This window comes from Arthrobacter sp. NicSoilB4 (genome assembly GCF_019977335.1).
In the GTDB taxonomy this organism is placed as follows: Bacteria; Actinomycetota; Actinomycetes; order Actinomycetales; family Micrococcaceae; genus Arthrobacter.
In genome coordinates this window covers 1734088-1754690 of sequence record NZ_AP024653.1, presented here as the reverse complement: position 1 = coordinate 1754690, position 20603 = coordinate 1734088, and the positions used below count along the sequence as shown (strand labels likewise).

The following is a 20603-nucleotide window of genomic DNA, read 5'->3' as shown; positions in this document are numbered from 1 at the left end:
AAGGTAGCTGTGGTGGATTCAAGCCTTCCGGCGCCCCCGGGCCGGCAAGGATGGTGATCAAGCTAACACACGTCCGGGAAGCGACATTTAGCATCGCGAATATTGCGCGTCCGAACCGCCAAGCCCTTAGTCATAGGCATATCAATTCGAGCCGAGCGTAAGAGTTGCTGATTTACTTCAGCAAGGTTGGTAAGAAGCTCTAACTATCTGCTAGGACAGGCGGCCAGCGATGAGCGATGATGCCCGGGTAGCGGACTGCAGCGAGAGGTTTTGGAACGTCGCGGAAAGCGAGGCGTGCCCTCGCCGAATTCACCGGTTCGACCGGCAAGCGCCTCACTTTCCGCGACGCAACGACCTGCCGCACCGAAGGCGAGCAAGGCCATCACGCCCCGCTGTCTAGGCCACCTTGCGCTGGGGCAACTCAGCGCCGGCGCCTGAAGGAAACCTTCCTGCCGCTGCGCCCGGCATCGGTCCGGACCCGGAGATGGCCCGCGACGACTACACCGGCTGTGAGCACAGCGGAGAGCAGGATGGGCAGCCACATGGCCGCGGCCAGGAGAGCAGCTCCGGTGAGCGCGCCGAGCAGGATCAGCATGACCGCGAGCAGCCGCTTGCGCCAATCCTGATCCTTGCGGGCCGCGAAGCGTGAGTCGGCCGCCAGCCCCGTCAGGGTCGATGTGACTACTACCGTGGTCACATCGGCGATTTTGACGTGCCGTGCTGCGGCCGCCTGGATTCCCATGACGAGCCCGAGCACCGAAGTCACGAGTTCGGCCTGGTGCGGGAAATCGTGCGCTCCGAGGAAGAACAATACGGCTGCGACAGCCAACAGCAGGAGACTGACCACGCCCAGCGCCATGGACGTAGGCCCGGACCAGCCGTCGGGCCTTCCCCGCAGCATACGCCCGGAAACCATCGCACCGACGAAGAAGAAGGCCAGGGCCAATACGGGGCCGACAACGGGCAAATTGGTTGTGCCGGTCAGCGCCATGCCCAGAATGACCACGTTGCCCGTCATATTGCCCGTGAAGACCCGGTCCAGGCCCAGATAGCCCACGGCATCGATGACGCCGGTGGAAAACGTCAGGATAAGCATGAGCCAGAGGTGCAGCCGCGCCGCGGGCGTGCGGGCCACGGGCGCAGCTGCGAGAGCATCTTTCGTTACAAGCGCGGTCATCGCCCCACCGCGTAGCCCTGCATGCCGCGCGGGTTGGCGGCCCCGCGCACGGTCCCCGTCGCAGGATCCCGAGAGACTGCACACATTCGGCCGATCTCCCAGTCACCCGCCACGCCGACGTGGTGGCCGCGCGCCCGCAGCTCCCGCACGATCTCCGCGCCGATCCGCCGCTCTATCACGACGACGCCGAGCTGATGCTCGTGTGGATAAAAGGAGCTGGGAAAGTGCGTACTGTGAAACGATGGCGCATCGATGGCCTCCTGCAAGTTCATCCCGGCGAGCAAATGGTTGAGAAGAAAATGCAGCTGCCACTGGTCCTGCTGATCGCCGCCGGGGGTGCCAAAAGCGAGCACCGGTTCGCCGCCTTTCAGAACCAGGGTCGGAGAAAGTGTGGTGCGGGGCCGCTTCCCCGGACGCAGGGTGTTGGGTAGACCCGACTCGAGCCATGCCATCTGCAGCCGGGTCCCCAGCGGGAACCCCAGCTCCGGTATGACGGGAGAGGAGTGCAGCCAGCCGCCGCTGGGCATGGCCGAGACCATGTTGCCCCAGCGGTCGACGACGTCGACGTGCACGGTGTCCGAGCGGGCCTCCCCATTGGACGCGGGGCCGGAATCCAGCAGCGCAGCGACGGCGTTGGGTTCGCCGACGCCGCTGAGCCCGCGGATGTCAAAGTCTCCCGTGACACGAAGCTCCGGTAGGAGCGCCTCACGGCCGCCGGGCCGGCCGGGCCGGATTTCCATCGAGGCCGCGCCACCGATGAGATTCCGGCGCTCGGCCGCATACTCGGCTGAGAGGAGGATATGCGACGGAACGTCGGCTACGTCGCCGTACCACGCATCCCGGTCCGCGAAGGCCAGTTTGGTGGCCTCCACAATCTTGTGGATGCCGTCCGCCGTGCCCGGTTTGACGTCCATCCCGTCCAGCAGGGCGAGCTGCTGCAGGAAGACGGGACCCTGGCTCCAGAAGCCGGGCTTGCAGACCGTGTGCCCCCGAAATTCCAGGGTCACGGGCGCCTCATAGTGAGGCCGCCACGACGCCATGTCCTCACGGGAGAGGAAGCCGGCATGGTCGCGCCCGCTCGAGTCCCGCCAGGGCGTCTTGACGAACGCGGCGATGGCCTCGGCAACGAATCCCTCCGTCCATGCCCTGATGGCGGCGTCAAAGCCCTCGGAGCGGGTGCCGCCGCCGAGCAGTACGACGTCTTCCGCGTCCATGAGGCGCCGGTAGGTGCGGGCCAGGGCTTTGTTAACGAGCAGCTGCCCCTCGACGGGAACCAGGCCCCCGGGCAGGTAGACATCGGCGGACGGTCCCCAGTGCTCGCGGAACAGCGGCTCCATCCGTTTGATGTACTCCACGACCTTCGCCGCTGCGGGGAACCCGTGCTCGGCATAGGACGCTGCCATGGACAGGACCTCACTCAGGCTCATGGTCCCGTGATCGCGCACAAACGTCATCCAGCCAAGCGTCGATCCTGGGATCGCCGCGGCCAGGGTCCCGGTGCCGGGCACCATATCGAGCCCCAGTTCGGCGAAGGCCTCCGGGGTTGCGGCCGCCGGGGCCGGACCCTGGGAGCACAGCACAGTGGGCTTTTTATCGTCGGCACGGGCGAAGATGAGCGGGAGGTCACCGCCGGGGCCGTTCTGGTGGGGCTCGACGACCTGCAGTGTGAACGCCGCTGCGGCTGCCGCGTCGAAGGCGTTGCCGCCGCGCTCCAGCACGCCCATGCCGACCTGGGAGCCAATCCAGTGCGTGGAGGAAACCATTCCAAACGTCCCGGTGAGTTCGGGGCGGGTTGTGAAATTCAATGCATCTGCCTTTCTAGGCTGTGCGCCCGGGAGTCATCGGTGCCCCGGGATCAGAGGCTAAGGAGTTCGTTGAGGCCCAGGCCGACGAAAATGACGAGGCCTAGGACCAGCGAGGCGTTCATTACGAGGCCATTGCGGTGCTTCTTGTCCAGGTGCTTGGAGTTCATGAGCCAGAGCAGCCCGCCGATCATGACCGGCATCAGCAGTGCGCCCAGTGCGGCGTAGATCAGCACCAGCGTGACCGGCTTGTCCAGGAACAGCATGGCCAGTGGAGGAATGCACATCCACAGGATGTAGGCGCGGAAGGGTACGGACCGGGCGGCGTTCTCGTCCCGCTCCTTGTCGGTCTTGCGGTAGATGTTGAAGATGTCATTGAAGACGTTGGCCAGGGCGTTGTACCCGCCGATGAGTGAGCTGAAGACGGCAGAGAACATTCCGATGAGCAGGAGCCATTTGGCGGGCTCGCCGAAGCGTTCCGCGAAGGGGGTGGCTAGGGCGTTGAGGTCGCTCAGTCCGCCGACCTCGGTGCCGGTGCCCTGCAGGAAGGCCGCACCGACAATCATCATGGCGAACATGAAGATGAAGGTCATGCCGTAGCCGATGACAAGGTCAAGGCGCATCGTCTTGATCCAGCTGGGACCGTTCCAGCCCCGGTCGCGGAGCCAGTAGCCATAGGACAGGAGACCGATCGACATGCCAACCCCGCCCATGACGCCAAGTACGTAGAAAGTTCCGTCCTCCGGGACGCGCGGCGTCAGGCCGCTCAGCAGGATGCTGAGATCGGGCTTGGTCAAGATTGCGGCGCCCACAATGGAGATGAACATGACAGCCACAAAGAAGGACATGAGCTTCTCGAAGGAGCTGTACTTGCCGATCCACAGGATACCCAGGCCGCACAGGACGGCAACGATGGCGCCCACTTTGATGTCGACCGCCGGGAACATCGCGTGCACCGTGAGTCCGAGCGCGCCGGCGATGGCCGCGCCGTAGAAGAACCCCAAGATGATCGAGTAGATCCCGAAGTAGCCGGTGAAGATCTTGCTGAGCTGGTGGAAACCACGCAGCGGGCTAATATCCGTAGCAAGCGACCAGCGACCGATGCACTCGGTCACGATGAACTTAATGAAGCAGCCGACGACGACGGCCCAAGCAAGGGTTAGCCCGAAGCTGGCGCCGGCATTAAGGGAGGCAATGAGATCCCCGGCACCGACGCCTGCAGCGGCGACAATGAACCCTGGACCGGCAACGCCGGCAATCCGGCGCCAGCGGGACGTGCCGCCGACTTGCTGTGTCTCCTGCGTAAGGACCTTTTCCATTTGGCTCCGTAGTTGTGATCAAGACCGCCATTGGTCTGTTGGTCCAACCAATATGCCACGGCTAGACTGTTAAGCGCAACCGAAACGGCAGAGACGAGGTGCACGGTGGTCAATTGGTCCGCAGTGAGTCACGACTGGGTATCCATGGGCGGCAATCTCGCTGCCGAGCTGGAACTCATGATCATCCGAGGCGAACTCCCCCGCGGCGAGAAGATACCCGCCGAGCGGGTGCTGGCCGCGACGCTGGGGGTCTCACGGACGACGCTGCGAGAGGCGTTGCTGGAGATGGAGCTCCGCGGGCTCGTGAGCCGCCGCCCTGGCCGGGGGACCATCGTGCTCGAATCCTCAACGCCGAAACAGGCAGAGGAGCTCTCCTCGGTCTACAGCGCGGCGCAGGAGGACTTCAACCAGATCATGGAAATGCGCTGCACGATCGAACCAGGGGTCACGGCGCTTGCCGCGGCCAAGGCGACACCGTCGGACCTGAGGAAGCTTGAGGCAATTCTGCGCACCGCAGAAGAGGAGACGAGCTCCGCGAGGCTGCTTGAGCTCGACGTCGAATTTCATGTCATGGTGGCTGACATTGCGCGAAATCCTCTGCTTTCCAAGCTCATTCGCCTCGTGAGCGACTGGGCGCGCTCCTCACGCCGGCTCGGCTTTCAGGGCGCCAGCCGCAAGGCCGCTTCACTCTCGGGACACCGGGCCATCATCGACGCACTCAAGGCCGCGGACGGCCCTGCCGCCGAACAGGCAATGCGGGACCACATCGGCGGGATCCAGGAACTCATCGCGCCCGTGGCAACTCATAGCGCCGGCGCCCGCTCCCAATCCGGCAGCGGAGGGGCCAAGTAGTCACGGCGATGCCCAGCAAGGGTGGTCTACCAGGCCCGATGTTCGCGGGTCAGTCCGAACGGGACGGCATCGCTGAGATCGACCGTGAAGGAGGCGGGGTCAACCTGGGTAACCAGGATTCCCTGGCACCCTTCATGCATTGCCTGTGTCAAGGCATCCTGAACGGCTTCGTCGAGCTGGCGCTCCATGCTGGCACGGTCAGTTGCCCTGACGGTCACCGGCAGGTCCATGGTTGTTTTCATGTTGGATCTGGCTTCCTTGTTTGGCGACTAATGGCGGCTTCGAACCGGGCGACCGTAAGTGCCGTCTAGCTGAAAGTTGAAGTGTCGGAGGAATTGCTTCCCTCCATCAGGCGGCAGGCGTCCGAATCCGCGACCCTGAGCTTCGGGCGTCAAGACAGTCTTGGCGAAGGCGGAGTCGCCTCAGGTCCATCAGGAGCACGTCATGGGTAAGATTTCTCGGCCATGGTTCTGCGCCTGTTGGCCTCCGGTCCCTAACCACACTAATCCTCAAAGCTGAGAGCTTCTTGGGACCCGGCAGTGTGCCTCCCGTATGCTCGCTGGGCAAACAGGCGTCAGGAGGTACCGTGTATGAGCCTGTCCGCGTCCTGCCGAGCAGGCTTTCGGCCCGGTGTTTTGGAACTGGCTCCGAATCGCAGAAGTGGCAACCTACCGATCAATTTGCGCGGGACGAACCTGCCCCGGTACCGAAGGACACCATGGCCGCCCTCGACTCTGAATACATAACCCTCGACTACAGCTGCCAGTACCGGGGCATCACGAGCCTGGACCATGAGCCGGCCGACTTCCCGATGGACTGGACGGTCTCGACTCGACGCGCCCGCCTGGCCTGAGGCCCTATCGGGAAGGCGCACGCACCTGAGCATCGTCCAGGACGCCGGCCTCATCGACTTGTTCGATACTCTGGACGCCGTCGGCGAAATTCTGACCGCAAGCGGCCGACCTGATGCCCAACGCCGGCAATGGGAAGACCGTGGCAGCAAAGCCCACCAGTTCCTGGAAATCGCCCTCGAACCCAGCCCGGCTGCCCACTCGCCAGGCTCAGCGAGCTCATGATCAGCTCCGGATCGGTTGCCAGGTCATGCCGTTACGCCCGCCTTCCTGCATGAACAGGTATCAGAGCGGAGATTCCGGACCGGGCCGCAACCCTCGGTCGATCGAAAGAATATTCAGCAAGTCATGTTGCAAGCGGCCCTAGCCACCATGACGTGGTGAACGCGAAAACCCAACGGAAGGACGAACAACGATGGACTCCCAGCAGAGACCCCACAGGGCGGTACGCGGTCCGCCGTAGTGAGCCACTCCCCCACAACCGAATAGGTCTATCCGGGACCCCACACACCCGGAACATCAGATCAGAGGCGAGAGTGTGCACAATGTGCACACAAAACATCAAAAAGCCCCTGAACAGGGAAAACACGTGCCCGAGGTGGGACTCGAACCGGGTTCCAGCCCTTGAATTTCCGCCGCTCCCCCGAAAACCTCCGCAATCCGGCCCAGTCCGGCACCGGTACGGCCCGATCCGAAGCCCAGGGTGTGCACAATGTGCACACCCTCTTTCTTGTCTACTTCCGGCCCAACCAAGCTGCATAGAAGGCCGTTCGAGCGGGGCGGTCGTGTCCTGCGCGCGATTTCGCGCCGATAGTCGGCCTCCGGAACCGGACCGGCCGGGAACAAGGACCGCGCTAGGGGGCGGAACTCATGCTGAAAACCTACGACCATCATGGCGGCGGGTTCCTCCTTTCCGAACATCTCATGGAGAAGAGACCAGCAACCTGCATGACCCCCGACTGTCCGGCGTACGTTTGGGAGCTGCGCCAGAAAGTTGGTTCCCGTCAACTGCTGCTGCCGGGAGCACAGGTTCTGGTTCTGGTTCTGGGTGTCACGGCACCGCACTTTTCCAGCGCAGGGTCGACAACGGAGTCTGGGAGCTTCCCGCAGGCGCCTGTGAGCCCGGGCAGAGTTTCGCAGGCACCGCCGTCGCCGAACTGTTTGAGGAGACCGGAATCCTGGTCAATTCTGCGGACTTGGTCGCGTTCGCGTGTCTTTCCGAGCCGGAGCTTCATCAGCTGGAGTATCCGAACGGCGACAAAGTACATGCGTTTGCGCTGTGTTTTGTCCTGGAAAGGTGGAAGGGGAATGTTAGGCCGGAGAAATCAGAGGTCAGCGAGATCGCGTTCTTCCCGTTGACGGAAGTGCCCTCACCAACCCACCCGCCGACACTCGAAGTGATCCGGCTCTATATCGGGAAACCGGTGCGTTCCAGGCACGATAACGAGGCAAGGATTGAACCGTTACCGGCAACCCCGAGCAGATCAGGGCCTTAGGGCTGTGCGCTGACCTGGACCTGCCACTCACCGCAGCGCTAAATGTCACCCGTTGCCCGCTAGACGATCCCATAACGGAACCTCGTGGTACAACGAATGTGGGCGATCCCCGCGGAGTCGACTAGCCAAGCCTGGGCGTCCTGTCGCCCCCAATTCTTGTGACAGGACGCCAACTGTCTAGTTCTTGTCGAGTGCAGGAATACCGAGCTGGGCGCAGACCTCGGCCGGGCCGGGGATGACGGCGACGGTGTTGTCCACGACGCACTCGGTCAGAAACGGAACATAGTTGCCGAGGGCCATGCTGACCGGCCCGGGCCAGAGAGGGTTGCCGTTCTGGTCCTTGTCCGCACCCTCACGGAGGGGACGTGCCCCCCGAGGACCGGGGGGCGGAGACACAAATCCGTCCGGGATGAGGTCATCAGTGAGTCCGCCGGGGTTCATCTCTCCTAGATCCCATACCTTGCTGCACTGGTTGATGGGGTCGTTGATCTGTTTCATTCCGGCGTTCTTATCGTCCGGGTTTGGGTTGCTCTTGGTGTCGAATCCGGTGATGAAGGTCCCGGTGGTGATGTAGGGGTTCTTCGTTTCTCCGGGGACCCCTACAACAGGAGGTCTGGTGGTGAGGTCGGCATGGTAGTAGCAGCGGATGTCCCTTGTGTCGTCCACCGGCGCCAAGGCAACATAGACGCCGGCGGCCGTGGTGCCGGCCAGTGCCAGTCCGACGAAAGTCAGAATTGCCGGTTTGCGCCACCGCGGGCTTAGCTTGGGCGTCCGGCGGGCTTCCTGGACGAGGAGGTTCTGGACACGGTTCTTCGTGTCTCTCGGGTAGGTCACTTCAGACAGATTCATGACATCCTCGCTTAAACGATCATCGTGTCGACTTGTTCGGCGGGCTCTAGTGCCCGGTTCATGGCGCCCAGCTTGGCGCGTGCGCGATGCAGTCTCGATTTCACTGTGCCGATTCGTACGCCGAGGGTCTTGGCGGCCTCTTCTTGGCCGACGTCGTTCATCAGGCAAAGGACTACGACGTCACGTTCACCGTCATTCAGACCGGCGGTCGTATCGAGTAGCTCCCGGACGGACCGTTCTGCGTCAATCCTTGAGGCGACCGATTCTGCATGGTCTGCTTCGTGTTGGCCGTGCCGGGGATCGGAGTGCGGCAGCCTGGCCAAGAAGTCGGCGTGCCGCCGGGATCCCCTGGCGCGATTGCGGTTCGCGTTCGTCGCCACGCCGAGCAGCCACGGCAGCAGAGTGTCCCTCTCGGGTCTGAGCCTGTTCCGTTGTCGCCACGCCTCCAAGAAGGTGATCGAGACGAGTTCCTCCGCGTCGTGCCAGGAACCACAGCGGGACAGACAGTACCTGAAGACTGCGTCCGCGTGCCTGTCGAACAGGACACCGAATGCGTCAGCGTTGCCTGAAACGCATTCACGCCACAGGTCTTCGTCGGTTTCCCCCATTAGCCTCATGCCTTGTAGTGTCCGCAGGATCCGAAAAGGTTCCCATTCCGACAAATAGTTTGCGCGGTTTGGGCCGACGATGCGGCCGTACGCGGAGCGCCCGATCAGGGTCCCCTAACGGACCGGCTTACCGGACGCGTCCGGGCCACCCTCGGCCTGGACAATCTGAACGATTTTTACGATGCATTGGCCCGGGTTCAGCGCATGGGAAACACGTTGAAGGCATCCCTATTTCGCTTCACGCCCAAAGACATACAGACCCGTCCGGTCTCTTGACGGCTATCGACCGTCGCACTTTCAAGATGTCCACGTCTGGTGGGTATTCCTCCTGGGTGTGCGCGGCAAACTCTTCTTCGAATCGGCGATTGAGAAGGGGTGCGAGCTCTCTCTGCTTCCGCCATCCATAGATGGAAAAACCTAAGAACAGTGCGAATGGGATTAGCGCAATAGTGAACCAAGGCAGTTCCGGAACACTTGGTGCCCCGAATAGGTCGACACCCCACAGGATCCAGAACATCAAGAAGAAAACCGTGGCCAGAGTGCTGGCCGTTCTGGTTTTCCTCGCCTCGGGGAATGCGATTGTGAAGGCCGCACTGCTGTCATGCATGAGGCACTCCGATGTCCCAACGAGTCTTCTGCCTCAGACTAATGCCATTGGGGTCGGAAAGCAGTAGGTCGCCCGCCCACAAACAGCGTTCGACTAAGTGGTGGCGCAGTTCCAGAACATGGAACAACCTCGGCAGTGATTATGGTTAGCTTCATTCGTGACGAGAGCGACGACGACCTCCGAGAAGCGCCGGAAACGTCGGCAGATAGCCTTTCGAATCGTGCTTGGAGTCGTGTTTGTTGCCGTTGCAGGGCTACCTCTTGTCGTGCCCTCTCTCACGTTTTCTCTGACTGTCCCGGTTGGTGCCGGCCTAATAAGTGCCATGGTCGCGATACAAAAGGCGGACGCCAGCACGGAAGCCGCAGCGCGGGCGGAAGCTGCCCAGCAAACAGCTCAACTGGCAGCAAGGGCGGCCCACTTCGGCCTCGCCTTGCAAAGCAGGCCGAATGTCGGCGTCCTTTGGTTTTATCCTGTAGAAGGCTTTACGCACTGGAACCTTCACTTAACTTCAAGCCGGGCAGCAAAGGATATCGACGCAGAATGGCACTTCGCTGATGGCCGTCCGCCCGTAAGGGCAAGCTTTCCAGAAATCGTTCCGGACCCTCGGGATCCGTTCGGCCGCTCAACGGTACCGCTGGTGGTGCCCCTGGGTATTCCGGCTTCAGTGAAGCTCGGGGACATTCACAAGCAGGTTGTCAGAGGGACAGTTGAATACACGGACGCAGTCGGGCTGGCCCGCTGGAAGGGCACCTGGCGTTACCGTCCGGTGGACTCTGAAGATGACCCTCACATGGAATCCCTCAACGCCCCTAAAGCTGCGTATGAAACGGAGCTTAGCGAGCTTTTGAAACTACCTGAAGACCTTTAGCGTCCTTGCCCTCTGGTTATTCTGCCGTTCGGATAGCGGTCCCACACCGGAGCAAGCATTACCCAAGCTTTCCCGATCACGATCGCCGCGTTTGCGGGCCGGTGGATTCCCGTAAGACCCGCCCGCAAGATTGCCCGGTGCTGGGGGGCTAAACGGGACGTGCAAAACAATGACCAGGCCCTCCTCGGATATGCCCGCGCATCCCCCGATCGACCAAGACCTCACCGCAAGGAACTGTGCACTGGTTGCTCTGGGAGTGCCGTCGGAGATGACGCTCACCGGTCAGGTACTCGCCCGTGCCGACCGGACAGACCCCGGGGCTCAAGAAACGCGCTAGCGCCCGACCGCCAACAAACCCCACCAAGTCATTCACGTACCTAGCAACGTCGCCATGAACAGTCACGACGTCCCAGCCAAGGCGTCGACGCTCCCCCGGACAGCGTCCAGTCATGCGGCTCCAGGCGTACCCGGCAATGAACGAGTATGCAGCGCCACCGCTGCCTGAAACCACGAGAAGGAGTCAACCAGCCCCCGACCACCAACAAAAATAGGCCCCCGAGGGGCCCATCAGGGAAAAGATTTGTTCACACTCAGAAGCCGGCAAGCCCCTGAACAGGGAAAACACGTGCCCGAGGTGGGACTCGAACCGGGTTCCACCCCTGAACTTCCGCCACTCCCCCGAAAACCTCCGCAACCCGGCCCAGTCCGGCACCCGTACGACCCAGTCCGCGACCCAAACTGTGGACACTGTCCACACCCCGATTGTCCCCACCAAAGACCTCCCAAACAGCCGCACCCGCATTGAACGGGTGCGGCGTTTCTCTGTCTCGATGAAGTTGAACGAGCCATTCAACTCCACCTTCGGGAGCAACCTGGTCATGCCCTCGCTCATTGCGGGCTCTTGGGCTGACCTCGCAGGACTGTCGGTCGCTAGGCGCCACATAACGATTCCATATCCGTTCATCCCCTTCATGGTCGGTAGCGTCGAGAGCCGCATGACCGGGAAATGCCCCTCAGAACCTCTCCCCCCGAAGTCCAGAACCGCGCACGCAGCAAAGGGCCTCCCATGTTTCGAGAACGGGAGACCCCCTGCGGTTTGGGGTGTAAGTCTACCGCCGTGGTCAGCTGGCGTAGGGGTCGGCGATGCCGATGTACTGGGTGTAGAGGTATTCCTCGAGGCCCTCGAGGCCGCCTTCGCGTCCGAGGCCGGACTGCTTGACCCCGCCGAAGGGTGCCGCGGCGTTGGAGATGACGCCCGCGTTCAGGCCCAGCATGCCGGTTTCGAGGCGTTCGCCCATCCGGATGCCCCGGTTGAGGTCCCTCGTGAAGACGTAGGCGACGAGTCCGTACTCGGTATTGTTCGCCAGCCGGACCGCCTCATCCTCGGTGGCGAAGGTGATGATCGGCGCGACGGGCCCGAAGATCTCCTCGGACAGGATCCGGGCGCCTTCACGCACGTCGAGGAGAAGGGTGGGTTCGTAGAAGTACCCCGGACCGTCCACGGGTGATCCGCCCATGATTAGGACGGCACCATCGCTCACGGCGTCGGTGACCAGCTCGTGGACCTTGTCCCGGCTCTTCGCATCGATCAGCGGGCCCACCTTGGACTCGGCCTCGGTGCCCCGGGCGATGGTCATGCCGGCCATCTTGGCGGCGAACTTCTTCGCGAACTCCTCCGCGACGGATTCGTGCACGATGAACCGGTTGGCTGCGGTGCACGCCTCGCCCATGTTTCGCAGCTTCGCGAGCATTGCCCCGGTGACCGCGGCGTCGAGGTCGGCGTCCTCGAACACCACGAACGGGGCGTTCCCGCCGAGCTCCATCGAGGTCCGCAGGACCGTCTCGGACGCGTCCGCGAGCAGCCGGCGACCGACCTCGGTGGAACCGGTGAAGGAGAGCTTCCGAAGCCGGGAATCCTTGATCAGCGGACCCGTGGTGGCCCCCGCCGTGGAGGTCGGGATGAGGTTGAGCACGCCGGCGGGCAGCCCGGCCTCCAGCATCACGGCGGCGAACAGCTGGGAGGTCAGCGGAGTCAGGTTCGCTGACTTCAGCACCATGGTGCAGCCCGCGGCGACCGCGGGGGCAACCTTGCGGGTGGCCATGGCCAGCGGGAAGTTCCACGGTGTGATGAGCAGGCACGGGCCCACCGGCTTCTTCGTCACCAGCAGCCGGGACTTCCCGTCCGGGGACACCGAGTACCGGCCGAAGGCGCGCACGGCCTCCTCGGAGAACCAGCGCAGGAACTCCGCACCGTACGTGACCTCGCCGCGGGCCTCGGCCAGCGGCTTGCCCATCTCCAGCGTCATCAGCAGCGCGAAGTCCTCGGCCCGTTCAGTGACGAGCTCGAAGGCCCGGCGCAGGATCTCCCCACGCTCCCGCGGGGGAACCTTCGCCCAGGAATCCTGCGCGGCGACCGCAGCATCCAGTGCCGCCGCCCCGTCTTCCGGCCCGGCGTCGGCAAGGCTCAGCAGGACCTTGCCGGTGGCGGGGTCCTCGACGTCGAAGGTCTTCCCTGACGCGGCCGGACGCCACTCGCCGTTGATCAGCAGGCCAGTCGGCACGGACGCCAGCAGGGCGGCTTCACGCTGGGCGTTTATTGACATCGTTCTATCTCCAAGGGGTTTAGGGAAGTCGTAGAGGCGTGCGGCCCGACCGTCAGCAGTTTCGTGCGGTCCGGCTGCCAGAGGCAGGGCATGAAGAGGATAAATCTTCTGTGTCTTTCACCATTGAGGTGGCAGGGTCGGTGCCGACCCCGTTGGGTCGGCACCGACGCCTTAGGCGAGAACCGGCTAGGCTCCGACCGTTGTCTTGGTGCGGATCAGGTCCAGAGCCTGAACGAGATATCCCTTAAAAACCGGGTAGTTCTCGCTCATAGGGAAGTGCCCGATAGCCTTCATCTCGATGAACTCGGCACCCGGGATCTGGCTGGCCGTGCGCGCTCCGTCTTCAGGCGTAGTGAGGTAGTCGTACTCGCCGGTCATCAAGACCACCGCGCATTTGTTCGTCTGGATTTCGCCCAGTTTGCCGCGCAGATCGTGGTCCACCGAATAGAAGTACAGATCACCCTTGAACGCCTCGGAACCCTGAGTGTAGTAGAACCAGGTCTTCCAACGGTCGGCCTCCGGCGATTGCGGGGCCATGAGATCCCAAGTGCCGCTGCCGCACACCTGAGCGGCATTGGCATGGGGGTGCTGCCACCAGTCGAGGTAGAAGCCCGGTGAGTGGTCCGCTCCCTCCACGGGGATGACGGCGTCGAACCTCTCCGGGAAGCGGTGGGCGAGCTGCAGCGCTATGTTGCCGCCGAAGGAGGATCCCATGAAGATGGGGTCAACCAGTTCCAGTGCATCGACAAGGGCGACGATGAAGTTAGCGAAGTGGTCCGCGCTGAGCTGGTACTCCTCGGTCCACCACTCAGTGTTTTCAGGGGGGTCCGATTTGCCGTGGCGGGGGAGGTCGTAGGCGATGACGCGGTAATTGGCGGTGATCTCCGGGTCCTCCAGCAGGCCGCGCCACTGATGGTTGTGGGCTCCGGCGGTGTGCTGGCAGACCAGGGGCTGGCCCTGGCCGTTTTCGAGGTAGAAAACCTTGTATTCAAGGCCGTCCACGTCGACGGTGACGTAGTGGCCGGTGACGGGGGAAATTTTGCTCATGTCAGGAACTCCTATGGTCTAGACGGGTGCGCCGGTGGAGCGCAGCAGTTCGATCTGGCGGGTGATGCAGCGCAGGTTCTGCATCAGGACCAGGACTTCGCCTTCCAGCTTCATATCGCGCTGGAAAGTGGCGGCCCAGATGCCGTGGTACATGGGGGCCGGGACTGGCTTGCCGAATTCACCCCAGGTGTGGGCGCTGGCCCGGATGGCGAACTGGTAGGGCACCTCAATGGGTCCCGGGTCCACGGAAATCTGGGCGATGGTGCCCGATTCCACCCGGACAACAAAGGTGTGCGCCTCCATGTCCAGGAGGTAGGAGCAGGTGAAGTACTTTCCGTGGGCCTGGATTTCCGGGTCCTGGTTGTTGGCCTCAGTGAAGCTCTGAACCCAGGATTCTACGGAAGGGGCACGTGTTGCGACCGTCATGTCATTGTTCCTCTCGTTGGACTCGCGGAGGGTCGGGCTTCTCTGCCCGAGCCTCGAAAGCGTGGTTCCTGGAGTGCTTGGTGGCTATCTCCGTTGGCAACCCTTCGCTGTTTCCATTGCAGCCCCCGTGACCCCGAGCGGTCCAATACCTGTGCCCTATCCACCGATAGCCCGAAACTATTGGACCCCGATTGTGGCGGAGCTTACAGTTGAACGATGCAACAGCCACAGCTAGACCTGCGCGTCCTGCAGTACTTCGTCGCCGTTGCGGAAGAACTGCATTTCGGGCGAGCCGCCTCCCGGCTCCATATCGCGCAGCCATCCCTCAGCGTCCAGATACGGAAGCTCGAACATTCGCTCGGCACTCCCCTGCTGATCCGAACCAGCCGCAGCGTCTCCCTGACCAGCGCAGGGGATGTGCTACTGGGCGAAGCTAAGCGGCTTTTATCCGCCGCGGAGCGCGCCGTTTCGCTGACGCGTGAGGTCGCCAGCGGCGTGAGGGGCACTTTGATAGTCGGCTTTCAGGCCAACGCGGCTGCCGAACTGACGCCGCGGATTCTCGCCGCCTTCAAAAACAACCACCCGGAAATCCACGTCCAGATGCGATCGTTCGATTTCGCCGACCCCACAGCGGGTCTTGCCGATGGAAGCGCTGACGTGGCATTTGTGCGGCCTCCCCTGCCCGCCGCCGACTGGCTCGCCATGGAGACATTGTTCATTGAGCCGCGGGTCCTCGTGGTTGCGAGCAGTTCCCGCTTTGCCGGGCTGCCCGAGGTCTCGGTGGAACAGGTCGTTGATGAGCCCTTCGTCGCCCGCAAGGCGCCGGATAAGTGGAGGGATTTCTGGCTCGCCACCCAGGCCCGCGGCGGGCAGCCGGTCCGTCTGGGCACTCAGGTAGCCACCGTCGACGAATGTTTCGAAGCCATCATGGGTGAGCGGGGCATAGCGTTCACCCAGGCCTCCACCCAGCGTTTCTATGACCGTCCAGGGCTGTCTTTCATCCCGGTCCGAGACGTCCCGCCCTCTCCGCTGTCGATTGCGTGGCGCACTGATGTCAATGACGGGCTGGCACGTGAGTTCGTGGAGACCGCCCGGACCTTGGCCTCCTTCGGAGGAGTGCCGAATCTCGTCGAGTCCCGTCGAGCTGCCTAGCCGTGCTCTTCGCCCCGGTCTAATTAGCGCCACTGACAACCGCAGTGCCGAGCGTTGTGGCGTCGTCCGCTGTCCTTCAGCTACTTCCTGAGGGCCTCCTCCAACCAGGACCTCAGCACAGGGGCGGGAGCTGCGCCGGCCTGCCTCGCGACAATATTGCCATCGACGATGACCATCAACGTTGGCACTGCCTGAATCGCGAATCTGGCGGAGAGCTGCGGCGAGTGGTCCACATCGACCTTCACAAGTTTGATCTGCCCCGCGCGTTCGTGTGCCAACTGGTCCAGCACCGGGCTCACCATCCGGCAGGGTCCGCACCATACCGCCCAGAAGTCCACCAGCGCCGGTACGCCGGACCGTTCGGCGATCTCGCCGAAGTCGTCGTCGCCCGCTTCAACCACCCAGGGAAGCTCCCGGTGGCAATTCCCGCAACGCGGCCGGCCGTCGGCGGCGGCCGGCACGCGGTTGGATTTGCCGCAATGGGGACATTTGATGATGGCCTTGTTCATGCGGTTCCGGCCCCTTCCAGCTCCATCGTGCTGTAGTCAACCACGAGTTCCCCTTCGAATGCGGTCACGCTGACCAATCCACCTTCCGCGATGCTGCCACGCAGCAGGGCCCGGCCCACCTGAGTTTCCACCACATGGGAAATATAGCGGCGCAGGGGCCGGGCTCCGTATACCGGATCGAAGCCGCGTTCGGCTATCAGAAGGCGCGCCTCCTCGGTTAGTTGCAGCTCTATTTGCTGCTCGGCCAGCCGCTGCCGCAGCTGCTGGAACTGCAGATCAACGATGCGTTCAATTTGCGGCAGTCCCAGGGGTGCGAACAGGACGATATCGTCCACGCGGTTGAGGAACTCGGGGCGGAAATGCGCCCGGAGCTCGCCCATCACCATGCTGCGCGCTTCCTCGGTGATCGCCCCGCCTTCGGCCGAACCCTCCAGAAGATACTGGGAGCCGATATTGGAGGTCATGATGATGACGGTGTTGCGGAAGTCGATGGTCCGGCCTTGCGAGTCCGTAATCCGTCCGTCGTCGAGCACCTGCAGCAGGGTGTTGAAAATGTCCGGATGGGCCTTTTCCACCTCGTCGAACAGCACCACCGAGTAAGTCTTCCGGCGTACTGCTTCCGTGAGCTGTCCTCCTTCGTCGTATCCGATGTAGCCAGGAGGTGCCCCCAGCAGGCGACTCACGGTGTGGCGCTCCTGGTACTCACTCATGTCCAGCCGGATTATTGCGTTCTCGCTGTCGAACAGCGCCGCAGCCAGAGCCTTGGCAAGCTCGGTCTTCCCTACGCCGGTCGGGCCGAGGAAGATGAACGAGCCGATGGGGCGGCGGGGATCCCGGATACCGGAGCGGGCGCGGATGATGGCGTCCGACACCGCGCTAATCGCTTCTTCCTGCCCCACGACTCGGGCGCGCAGGATTTCATCCAGGTGCAGGACTTTCTCACGTTCGCCCTGCTTCAGCCGTGTGACCGGTATGCCTGTCCAGGCAGCGACGATGTCGGCGATTTCGTCGTCCGTCACCACCTCGCGGAGCAGGCGCTTTTCCCCCTGTTTCGCGGTCAGCCGTTCCTCCTCGGCGGCCAGCCGCCGTTCGAGGTCGGCAAGTCTGCCGTAGCGTAGCTCCGCCGCCCGGTTGAGGTCGTAGTTCCGCTCGGCTTCCTCAGCCTCCAGCCGCACCCGCTCCAGTTCACTGCGGATTTCCTGCAGTTTGTGGATCGCTTGGCGCTCGGCTTCCCATTGGGCCCTCTTCGCGTCGGCCTCGGCGCGCAGGTCCGCCAATTCACGCCTCAGCTCCTCGAGCCGGGTCTTGCTGGCCGGATCGGTCTCCTTGGAGAGTGCCGCCTCTTCGATTTCGAGCCGGGTGACCTTTCGGGTGAGCTCATCCAGTTCCGCTGGCATCGAATCAATTTCCGTCCGCAGCCGGGCGCACGCTTCATCCACTAGGTCAATGGCCTTGTCCGGGAGGAAACGGTCTGTGATGTACCGGTGGGATAGGGTGGCCGCCGCCACCAGAGCACTGTCCTGGATCCGTACGCCGTGGAAGACTTCAAGCCGCTCCCGCAAGCCGCGCAGGATGGAAATGGCGTCCTCGACGTCGGGTTCCTCAACCAGGACCGGCTGGAAGCGCCGTTCCAAAGCCGCATCCGACTCAATGTGTTTGCGGTATTCGTCGAGGGTGGTGGCGCCGATCATGTGCAGCTCCCCGCGGGCCAGCATTGGCTTCAGCATGTTACCGGCGTCCATCGACCCCTCGGACGCGCCTGCCCCGACGACGGTGTGCAGCTCGTCCACGAAGAGCAGGATCCGGCCTTCTGCCGCCAGCACCTCGGCCAGCACCGCCTTCAGCCGCTCCTCAAACTCGCCGCGGTACTTGGCACCGGCCACGAGCGAGCTCAAATCGAGCGAGAAGATGGTCTTGTTCTTCAGGCCTTCGGGCACATCCTGCCGGACGATCCGCTGGGCCAGTCCCTCCACAATGGCGGTCTTGCCGACTCCCGGCTCGCCGATCAGCACCGGATTGTTTTTGGTCTTGCGCGAAAGTATCTGGACGACCCGCCGGATTTCCGCGTCGCGGCCGATGACCGGATCCAGCTTTCCGGTGCGGGCGTCCGCCACCAGATCGCGGCCGTACTTCTCCAGCGCCTCGTAGGTCTGCTCCGGTGTTGCCGAGGTGACGCGCTGGTTTCCCCTGACCTGGGTCAGGACCGAGAGGAACGCCTCGCGGGTGATGCCGTGCTCGGCCAGCACTCTGCCGGCCGCCGTGGACCGGCCTTCCTCCGCCAGCGCGACCAACAGGTGTTCCACCGAGACGTACTCGTCTTTGAGCCGTTTGGCTTCACGTTCCGCGGCATCGAGGAGTGTGCCGAGCCTGCGGCTCACGTACACCTGCCCTGGCGCTGCCCCCGGACCCGTGACTTTCGGCTTCCGCCGCAGCTCGGTCTCGACCGCCCTGTTCAGCTCGTCCACGTCAACCTGCATGCCCACGAGCAGCCGCGGAACGAGGCCACCCTCTTGCTCCAGCAGGGCCGCCAGCAGATGCTCGCCGTCGGTCTCGGTATGGCCGTGTTGCTGGGCGATCCGCTGGGCCCCTGCCAAGGCCTCCTGCGACTTCTGGGTCAAACTCTCCATATTCATCGCGAAGTAGTCCTTTCCACTTGCGTGATTTCAACCAAACGTCGTTCCAGCGCGTCCACCCGCGCCAGCAAGTCCAGTACCAGCGGGATTGCCGCATAGTTCAGCGCCAGCTCCGAATGCAGGCGCAGGACGCGCGCGATCAGTTCCGGGGCCCGCGGACTGAACCAGGGGCCGCCCGGAGCATCGCCACCCAGCGGCCGAATCAGATCCAGCTCGACGAACCGTCTGACGACGTCGGGGTGGACACCGCTGCTGCGCGCCACCGCCTCGAGATTCAGACGCCACGGATAGGCGAGCGGGTATTCTCGGCTCATAGGATCCCCTCCCTAGGGTGAAAGTCGGACGCGGCGGCAAGCTGTTCGTAAAGCTTGCGCACCTCGCTGCTCAGCCGCGGGGGCACCATGACGCGGATCTCCGCGTACAGGTTCCCCGGCTGGCCCTTCGGGTCGGGCAGGCCCTGGCCGCGAAGCCGAAGTCTGCGCCCGCTGGAAGAGCCTTCGGGAACGGTGATCGTGACCGGTCCCGCAGGCGCGTTGACCTTTATCTTGGCCCCGAGAGCGGCTTCCGACGGCGTGACGGGAAGGTCGAAGTGAATGTCCCGGCCCTTGACCCGGTATCTGGCGTCCGGCTGGATGCGGACGGTCAGGAATAGATCCCCCGGCGAACCCCCGTCGCGGCCCGCCGCGCCCTCCCCCGAGAGCCGGATGCGCTGACCGTCCAGCACACCGGGGGGCACGTCAACGTCATAGTTCCGAGTTTCGCCACCCGGCTGGGCCAGGCGGACGGTGCGCCGTCCGCCACGGATCGCTTCTTCGAGGGTCAACCGAAGCTCGGCTTCGTGGTCCACCCCCTGAACCGAACCTGCTCCCTGCTGACGGAACCAGCCACCGAGCAGATCCTCCCAATCGACGTCGCCTCCCATGTCGACATGGGCGTCGCCGTACGTGCCGCGTCCCGGGCGCGGGCCCGGCCGGGGGGCGGGGCGCGGCCCGCCGGAACCCCGCCGCGTGCCGCCGCCCCCCGGGCCAGCACCGCTGCCGGCGTACTGCCGGTAGTCGGCGCCGAACCGGTCGTAGCGCGCCCTGGTTTCGGGATCTGACAAGGTGTCGTAGGCCTCGCCGATCTCTTTGAACTTGTCGGCGGCATCCGGCTCCCGGTTGACGTCGGGATGGTATTTTCTTGCCAGTTTGCGGTACGCCCGCTGGATTTCGTCAGGCTTTGCCGTGCGCGGGACGCCGAGAGCTGAGTAGTGGTCCTTAGCCACGGTCCGGGGTCACCGCCCGGCTTACAACGGCGGCGGCTGGCCTGAGGACGGTGTCCGTGCCGCCGTAGCCCGGCCGCAGTACGGTCAGCACAGTCCCGGGGGGAACCTCGTCCGTTTCCGACACACTGACCACCTCGTGAATCCGTGGGTCGAAGGGGACGTTCTCGGCGTCAATCCGCTGATAGCCCAGGCGGGCCAGGGTATCGATGGCCTGGGATCGTATAGCGGCTATTCCTTCCACGAGCGGATCCTGCGCACCTTCTGGTGCGTGGGCCAGGGCAAGTTCCAGGTTGTCCAGGACGGGCAGCCACGCCAAAGAGACCGCTGCGCGCTCCTGTGCCCTTAGCTGTGCACCGTCCCGGGTGGCGCGCTTTCTAACGTTTTCCGCGTCAGCCAGCGCACGGCGCCACTGGTCCTCCATCTTGGCCAGCGCGTCCGCCTGCGCAGCCGCTTCGGTTTCCCTGTCCTCGGGTGCGGCAGCCTCTGCCTCGTCATTTCTTGGTTGGGCCGGGCCGGCCGGCCCTGCCTGGTCGCTCATGG

The 20603-nt window shown here is 63.6% G+C and carries 18 protein-coding genes; 4 read left to right on the top strand and 14 right to left on the bottom strand.

Annotation, left to right across the window (positions count from 1 at the left end):
• Positions 1-421 precede the first annotated feature (421 nt).
• The 3 genes from LDO13_RS07815 to LDO13_RS07805 all read right to left on the bottom strand — a co-directional run bounded on the left by LDO13_RS07815 (position 422) and on the right by LDO13_RS07805 (position 4298).
• Positions 422-1177 carry a YoaK family protein gene (locus LDO13_RS07815; RefSeq protein ID WP_224049424.1) on the bottom strand — a complete coding sequence of 252 codons (756 nt, stop codon included), beginning with the start codon at positions 1175-1177 and terminating at the stop codon, positions 422-424.
• Positions 1174-2940, bottom strand: coding sequence for a gamma-glutamyltransferase (locus LDO13_RS07810; protein WP_224049721.1), 1767 nt, complete (start codon positions 2938-2940; stop codon positions 1174-1176). Before LDO13_RS07810 ends, LDO13_RS07815 begins: the two co-directional genes overlap by 4 nt.
• A gap of 92 nt (positions 2941-3032) precedes the next feature.
• Positions 3033-4298: an Nramp family divalent metal transporter gene (locus LDO13_RS07805; RefSeq protein ID WP_224049423.1), complete on the bottom strand. Its 1266-nt coding sequence runs from the start codon at positions 4296-4298 to the stop codon at positions 3033-3035.
• Positions 4299-4421: 123 nt separating this feature from the next.
• Between LDO13_RS07805 and LDO13_RS07800 the strand changes: the two genes are divergently transcribed.
• A complete protein-coding gene (locus tag LDO13_RS07800) occupies positions 4422-5150 on the top strand; it encodes a FadR/GntR family transcriptional regulator (protein ID WP_224049422.1) in 729 nt (242 codons plus the stop codon).
• Positions 5151-5176: 26 nt separating this feature from the next.
• Here LDO13_RS07800 and LDO13_RS07795 read toward each other — a convergent pair whose 3' ends face one another.
• Entirely contained in the window at positions 5177-5392 is a 216-nt protein-coding gene (locus LDO13_RS07795) for a hypothetical protein (RefSeq protein WP_224049421.1), read from the bottom strand.
• A 476-nt stretch (positions 5393-5868) separates the two neighbouring features.
• Here LDO13_RS07795 and LDO13_RS18585 point away from each other — a divergent pair, with 476 nt between their 5' ends.
• Positions 5869-6003: a hypothetical protein gene (locus LDO13_RS18585; RefSeq protein ID WP_263422149.1), complete on the top strand. Its 135-nt coding sequence runs from the start codon at positions 5869-5871 to the stop codon at positions 6001-6003.
• Positions 6004-7674: 1671 nt separating this feature from the next.
• Here LDO13_RS18585 and LDO13_RS07785 read toward each other — a convergent pair.
• Both LDO13_RS07785 and LDO13_RS07780 read right to left on the bottom strand, forming a co-directional pair.
• A complete protein-coding gene (locus LDO13_RS07785; protein ID WP_224049419.1) occupies positions 7675-8346 on the bottom strand; it encodes a hypothetical protein in 672 nt (223 codons plus the stop codon).
• Between the two features lie 11 nt (positions 8347-8357).
• Entirely contained in the window at positions 8358-8954 is a 597-nt protein-coding gene (locus LDO13_RS07780) for an RNA polymerase sigma factor (RefSeq protein WP_224049418.1), read from the bottom strand.
• Positions 8955-9883: 929 nt separating this feature from the next.
• Here LDO13_RS07780 and LDO13_RS07775 point away from each other — a divergent pair.
• Positions 9884-10429, top strand: coding sequence for a hypothetical protein (locus tag LDO13_RS07775; protein ID WP_224049417.1), 546 nt, complete (start codon positions 9884-9886; stop codon positions 10427-10429).
• Between the two features lie 1121 nt (positions 10430-11550).
• Here LDO13_RS07775 and LDO13_RS07770 read toward each other — a convergent pair.
• The 3 genes from LDO13_RS07770 to LDO13_RS07760 all read right to left on the bottom strand — a co-directional run bounded on the left by LDO13_RS07770 (position 11551) and on the right by LDO13_RS07760 (position 14505).
• Complete coding sequence (locus tag LDO13_RS07770) at positions 11551-13032, bottom strand: NAD-dependent succinate-semialdehyde dehydrogenase (RefSeq protein ID WP_224049416.1); 1482 nt, start codon at positions 13030-13032, stop codon at positions 11551-11553.
• A 186-nt stretch (positions 13033-13218) separates the two neighbouring features.
• On the bottom strand, positions 13219-14079 hold the full coding sequence (locus LDO13_RS07765; protein ID WP_224049415.1) for an alpha/beta hydrolase: 861 nt from the start codon (positions 14077-14079) through the stop codon (positions 13219-13221).
• Positions 14080-14097: 18 nt separating this feature from the next.
• On the bottom strand, positions 14098-14505 hold the full coding sequence (locus tag LDO13_RS07760) for a hypothetical protein (protein ID WP_224049414.1): 408 nt from the start codon (positions 14503-14505) through the stop codon (positions 14098-14100).
• A 216-nt stretch (positions 14506-14721) separates the two neighbouring features.
• Between LDO13_RS07760 and LDO13_RS07755 the strand changes: the two genes are divergently transcribed.
• Positions 14722-15657 carry a LysR family transcriptional regulator gene (locus LDO13_RS07755; RefSeq protein WP_224049413.1) on the top strand — a complete coding sequence of 312 codons (936 nt, stop codon included), beginning with the start codon at positions 14722-14724 and terminating at the stop codon, positions 15655-15657.
• Between the two features lie 80 nt (positions 15658-15737).
• Here the strand turns inward: LDO13_RS07755 and trxA are convergent, their stop codons facing one another.
• Genes trxA through LDO13_RS07730 form a run of 5 tightly spaced genes read right to left on the bottom strand, consistent with a single transcriptional unit; the run spans position 15738 to position 20601 of the window.
• The gene (gene trxA, locus LDO13_RS07750) at positions 15738-16166 is read right to left on the bottom strand and encodes a thioredoxin (protein WP_224049412.1); all 429 of its coding nucleotides are present in this window, start codon (positions 16164-16166) and stop codon (positions 15738-15740) included.
• A complete protein-coding gene (clpB, locus tag LDO13_RS07745; protein WP_224049411.1) occupies positions 16163-18799 on the bottom strand; it encodes an ATP-dependent chaperone ClpB in 2637 nt (878 codons plus the stop codon). Before clpB ends, trxA begins: the two co-directional genes overlap by 4 nt.
• The gene (locus LDO13_RS07740) at positions 18796-19113 is read right to left on the bottom strand and encodes a chaperone modulator CbpM (protein WP_224049410.1); all 318 of its coding nucleotides are present in this window, start codon (positions 19111-19113) and stop codon (positions 18796-18798) included. The genes clpB and LDO13_RS07740 overlap by 4 nt, the downstream gene beginning before the upstream one ends.
• Positions 19110-20063 (bottom strand): DnaJ C-terminal domain-containing protein, encoded by a 954-nt coding sequence (locus tag LDO13_RS07735; protein WP_224049409.1) that lies wholly within the window; start codon positions 20061-20063, stop codon positions 19110-19112. Before LDO13_RS07735 ends, LDO13_RS07740 begins: the two co-directional genes overlap by 4 nt.
• Complete coding sequence (locus LDO13_RS07730; protein ID WP_224049408.1) at positions 20056-20601, bottom strand: nucleotide exchange factor GrpE; 546 nt, start codon at positions 20599-20601, stop codon at positions 20056-20058. The genes LDO13_RS07735 and LDO13_RS07730 overlap by 8 nt, the downstream gene beginning before the upstream one ends.
• Between the last annotated feature and the right edge of the window lie 2 nt (positions 20602-20603).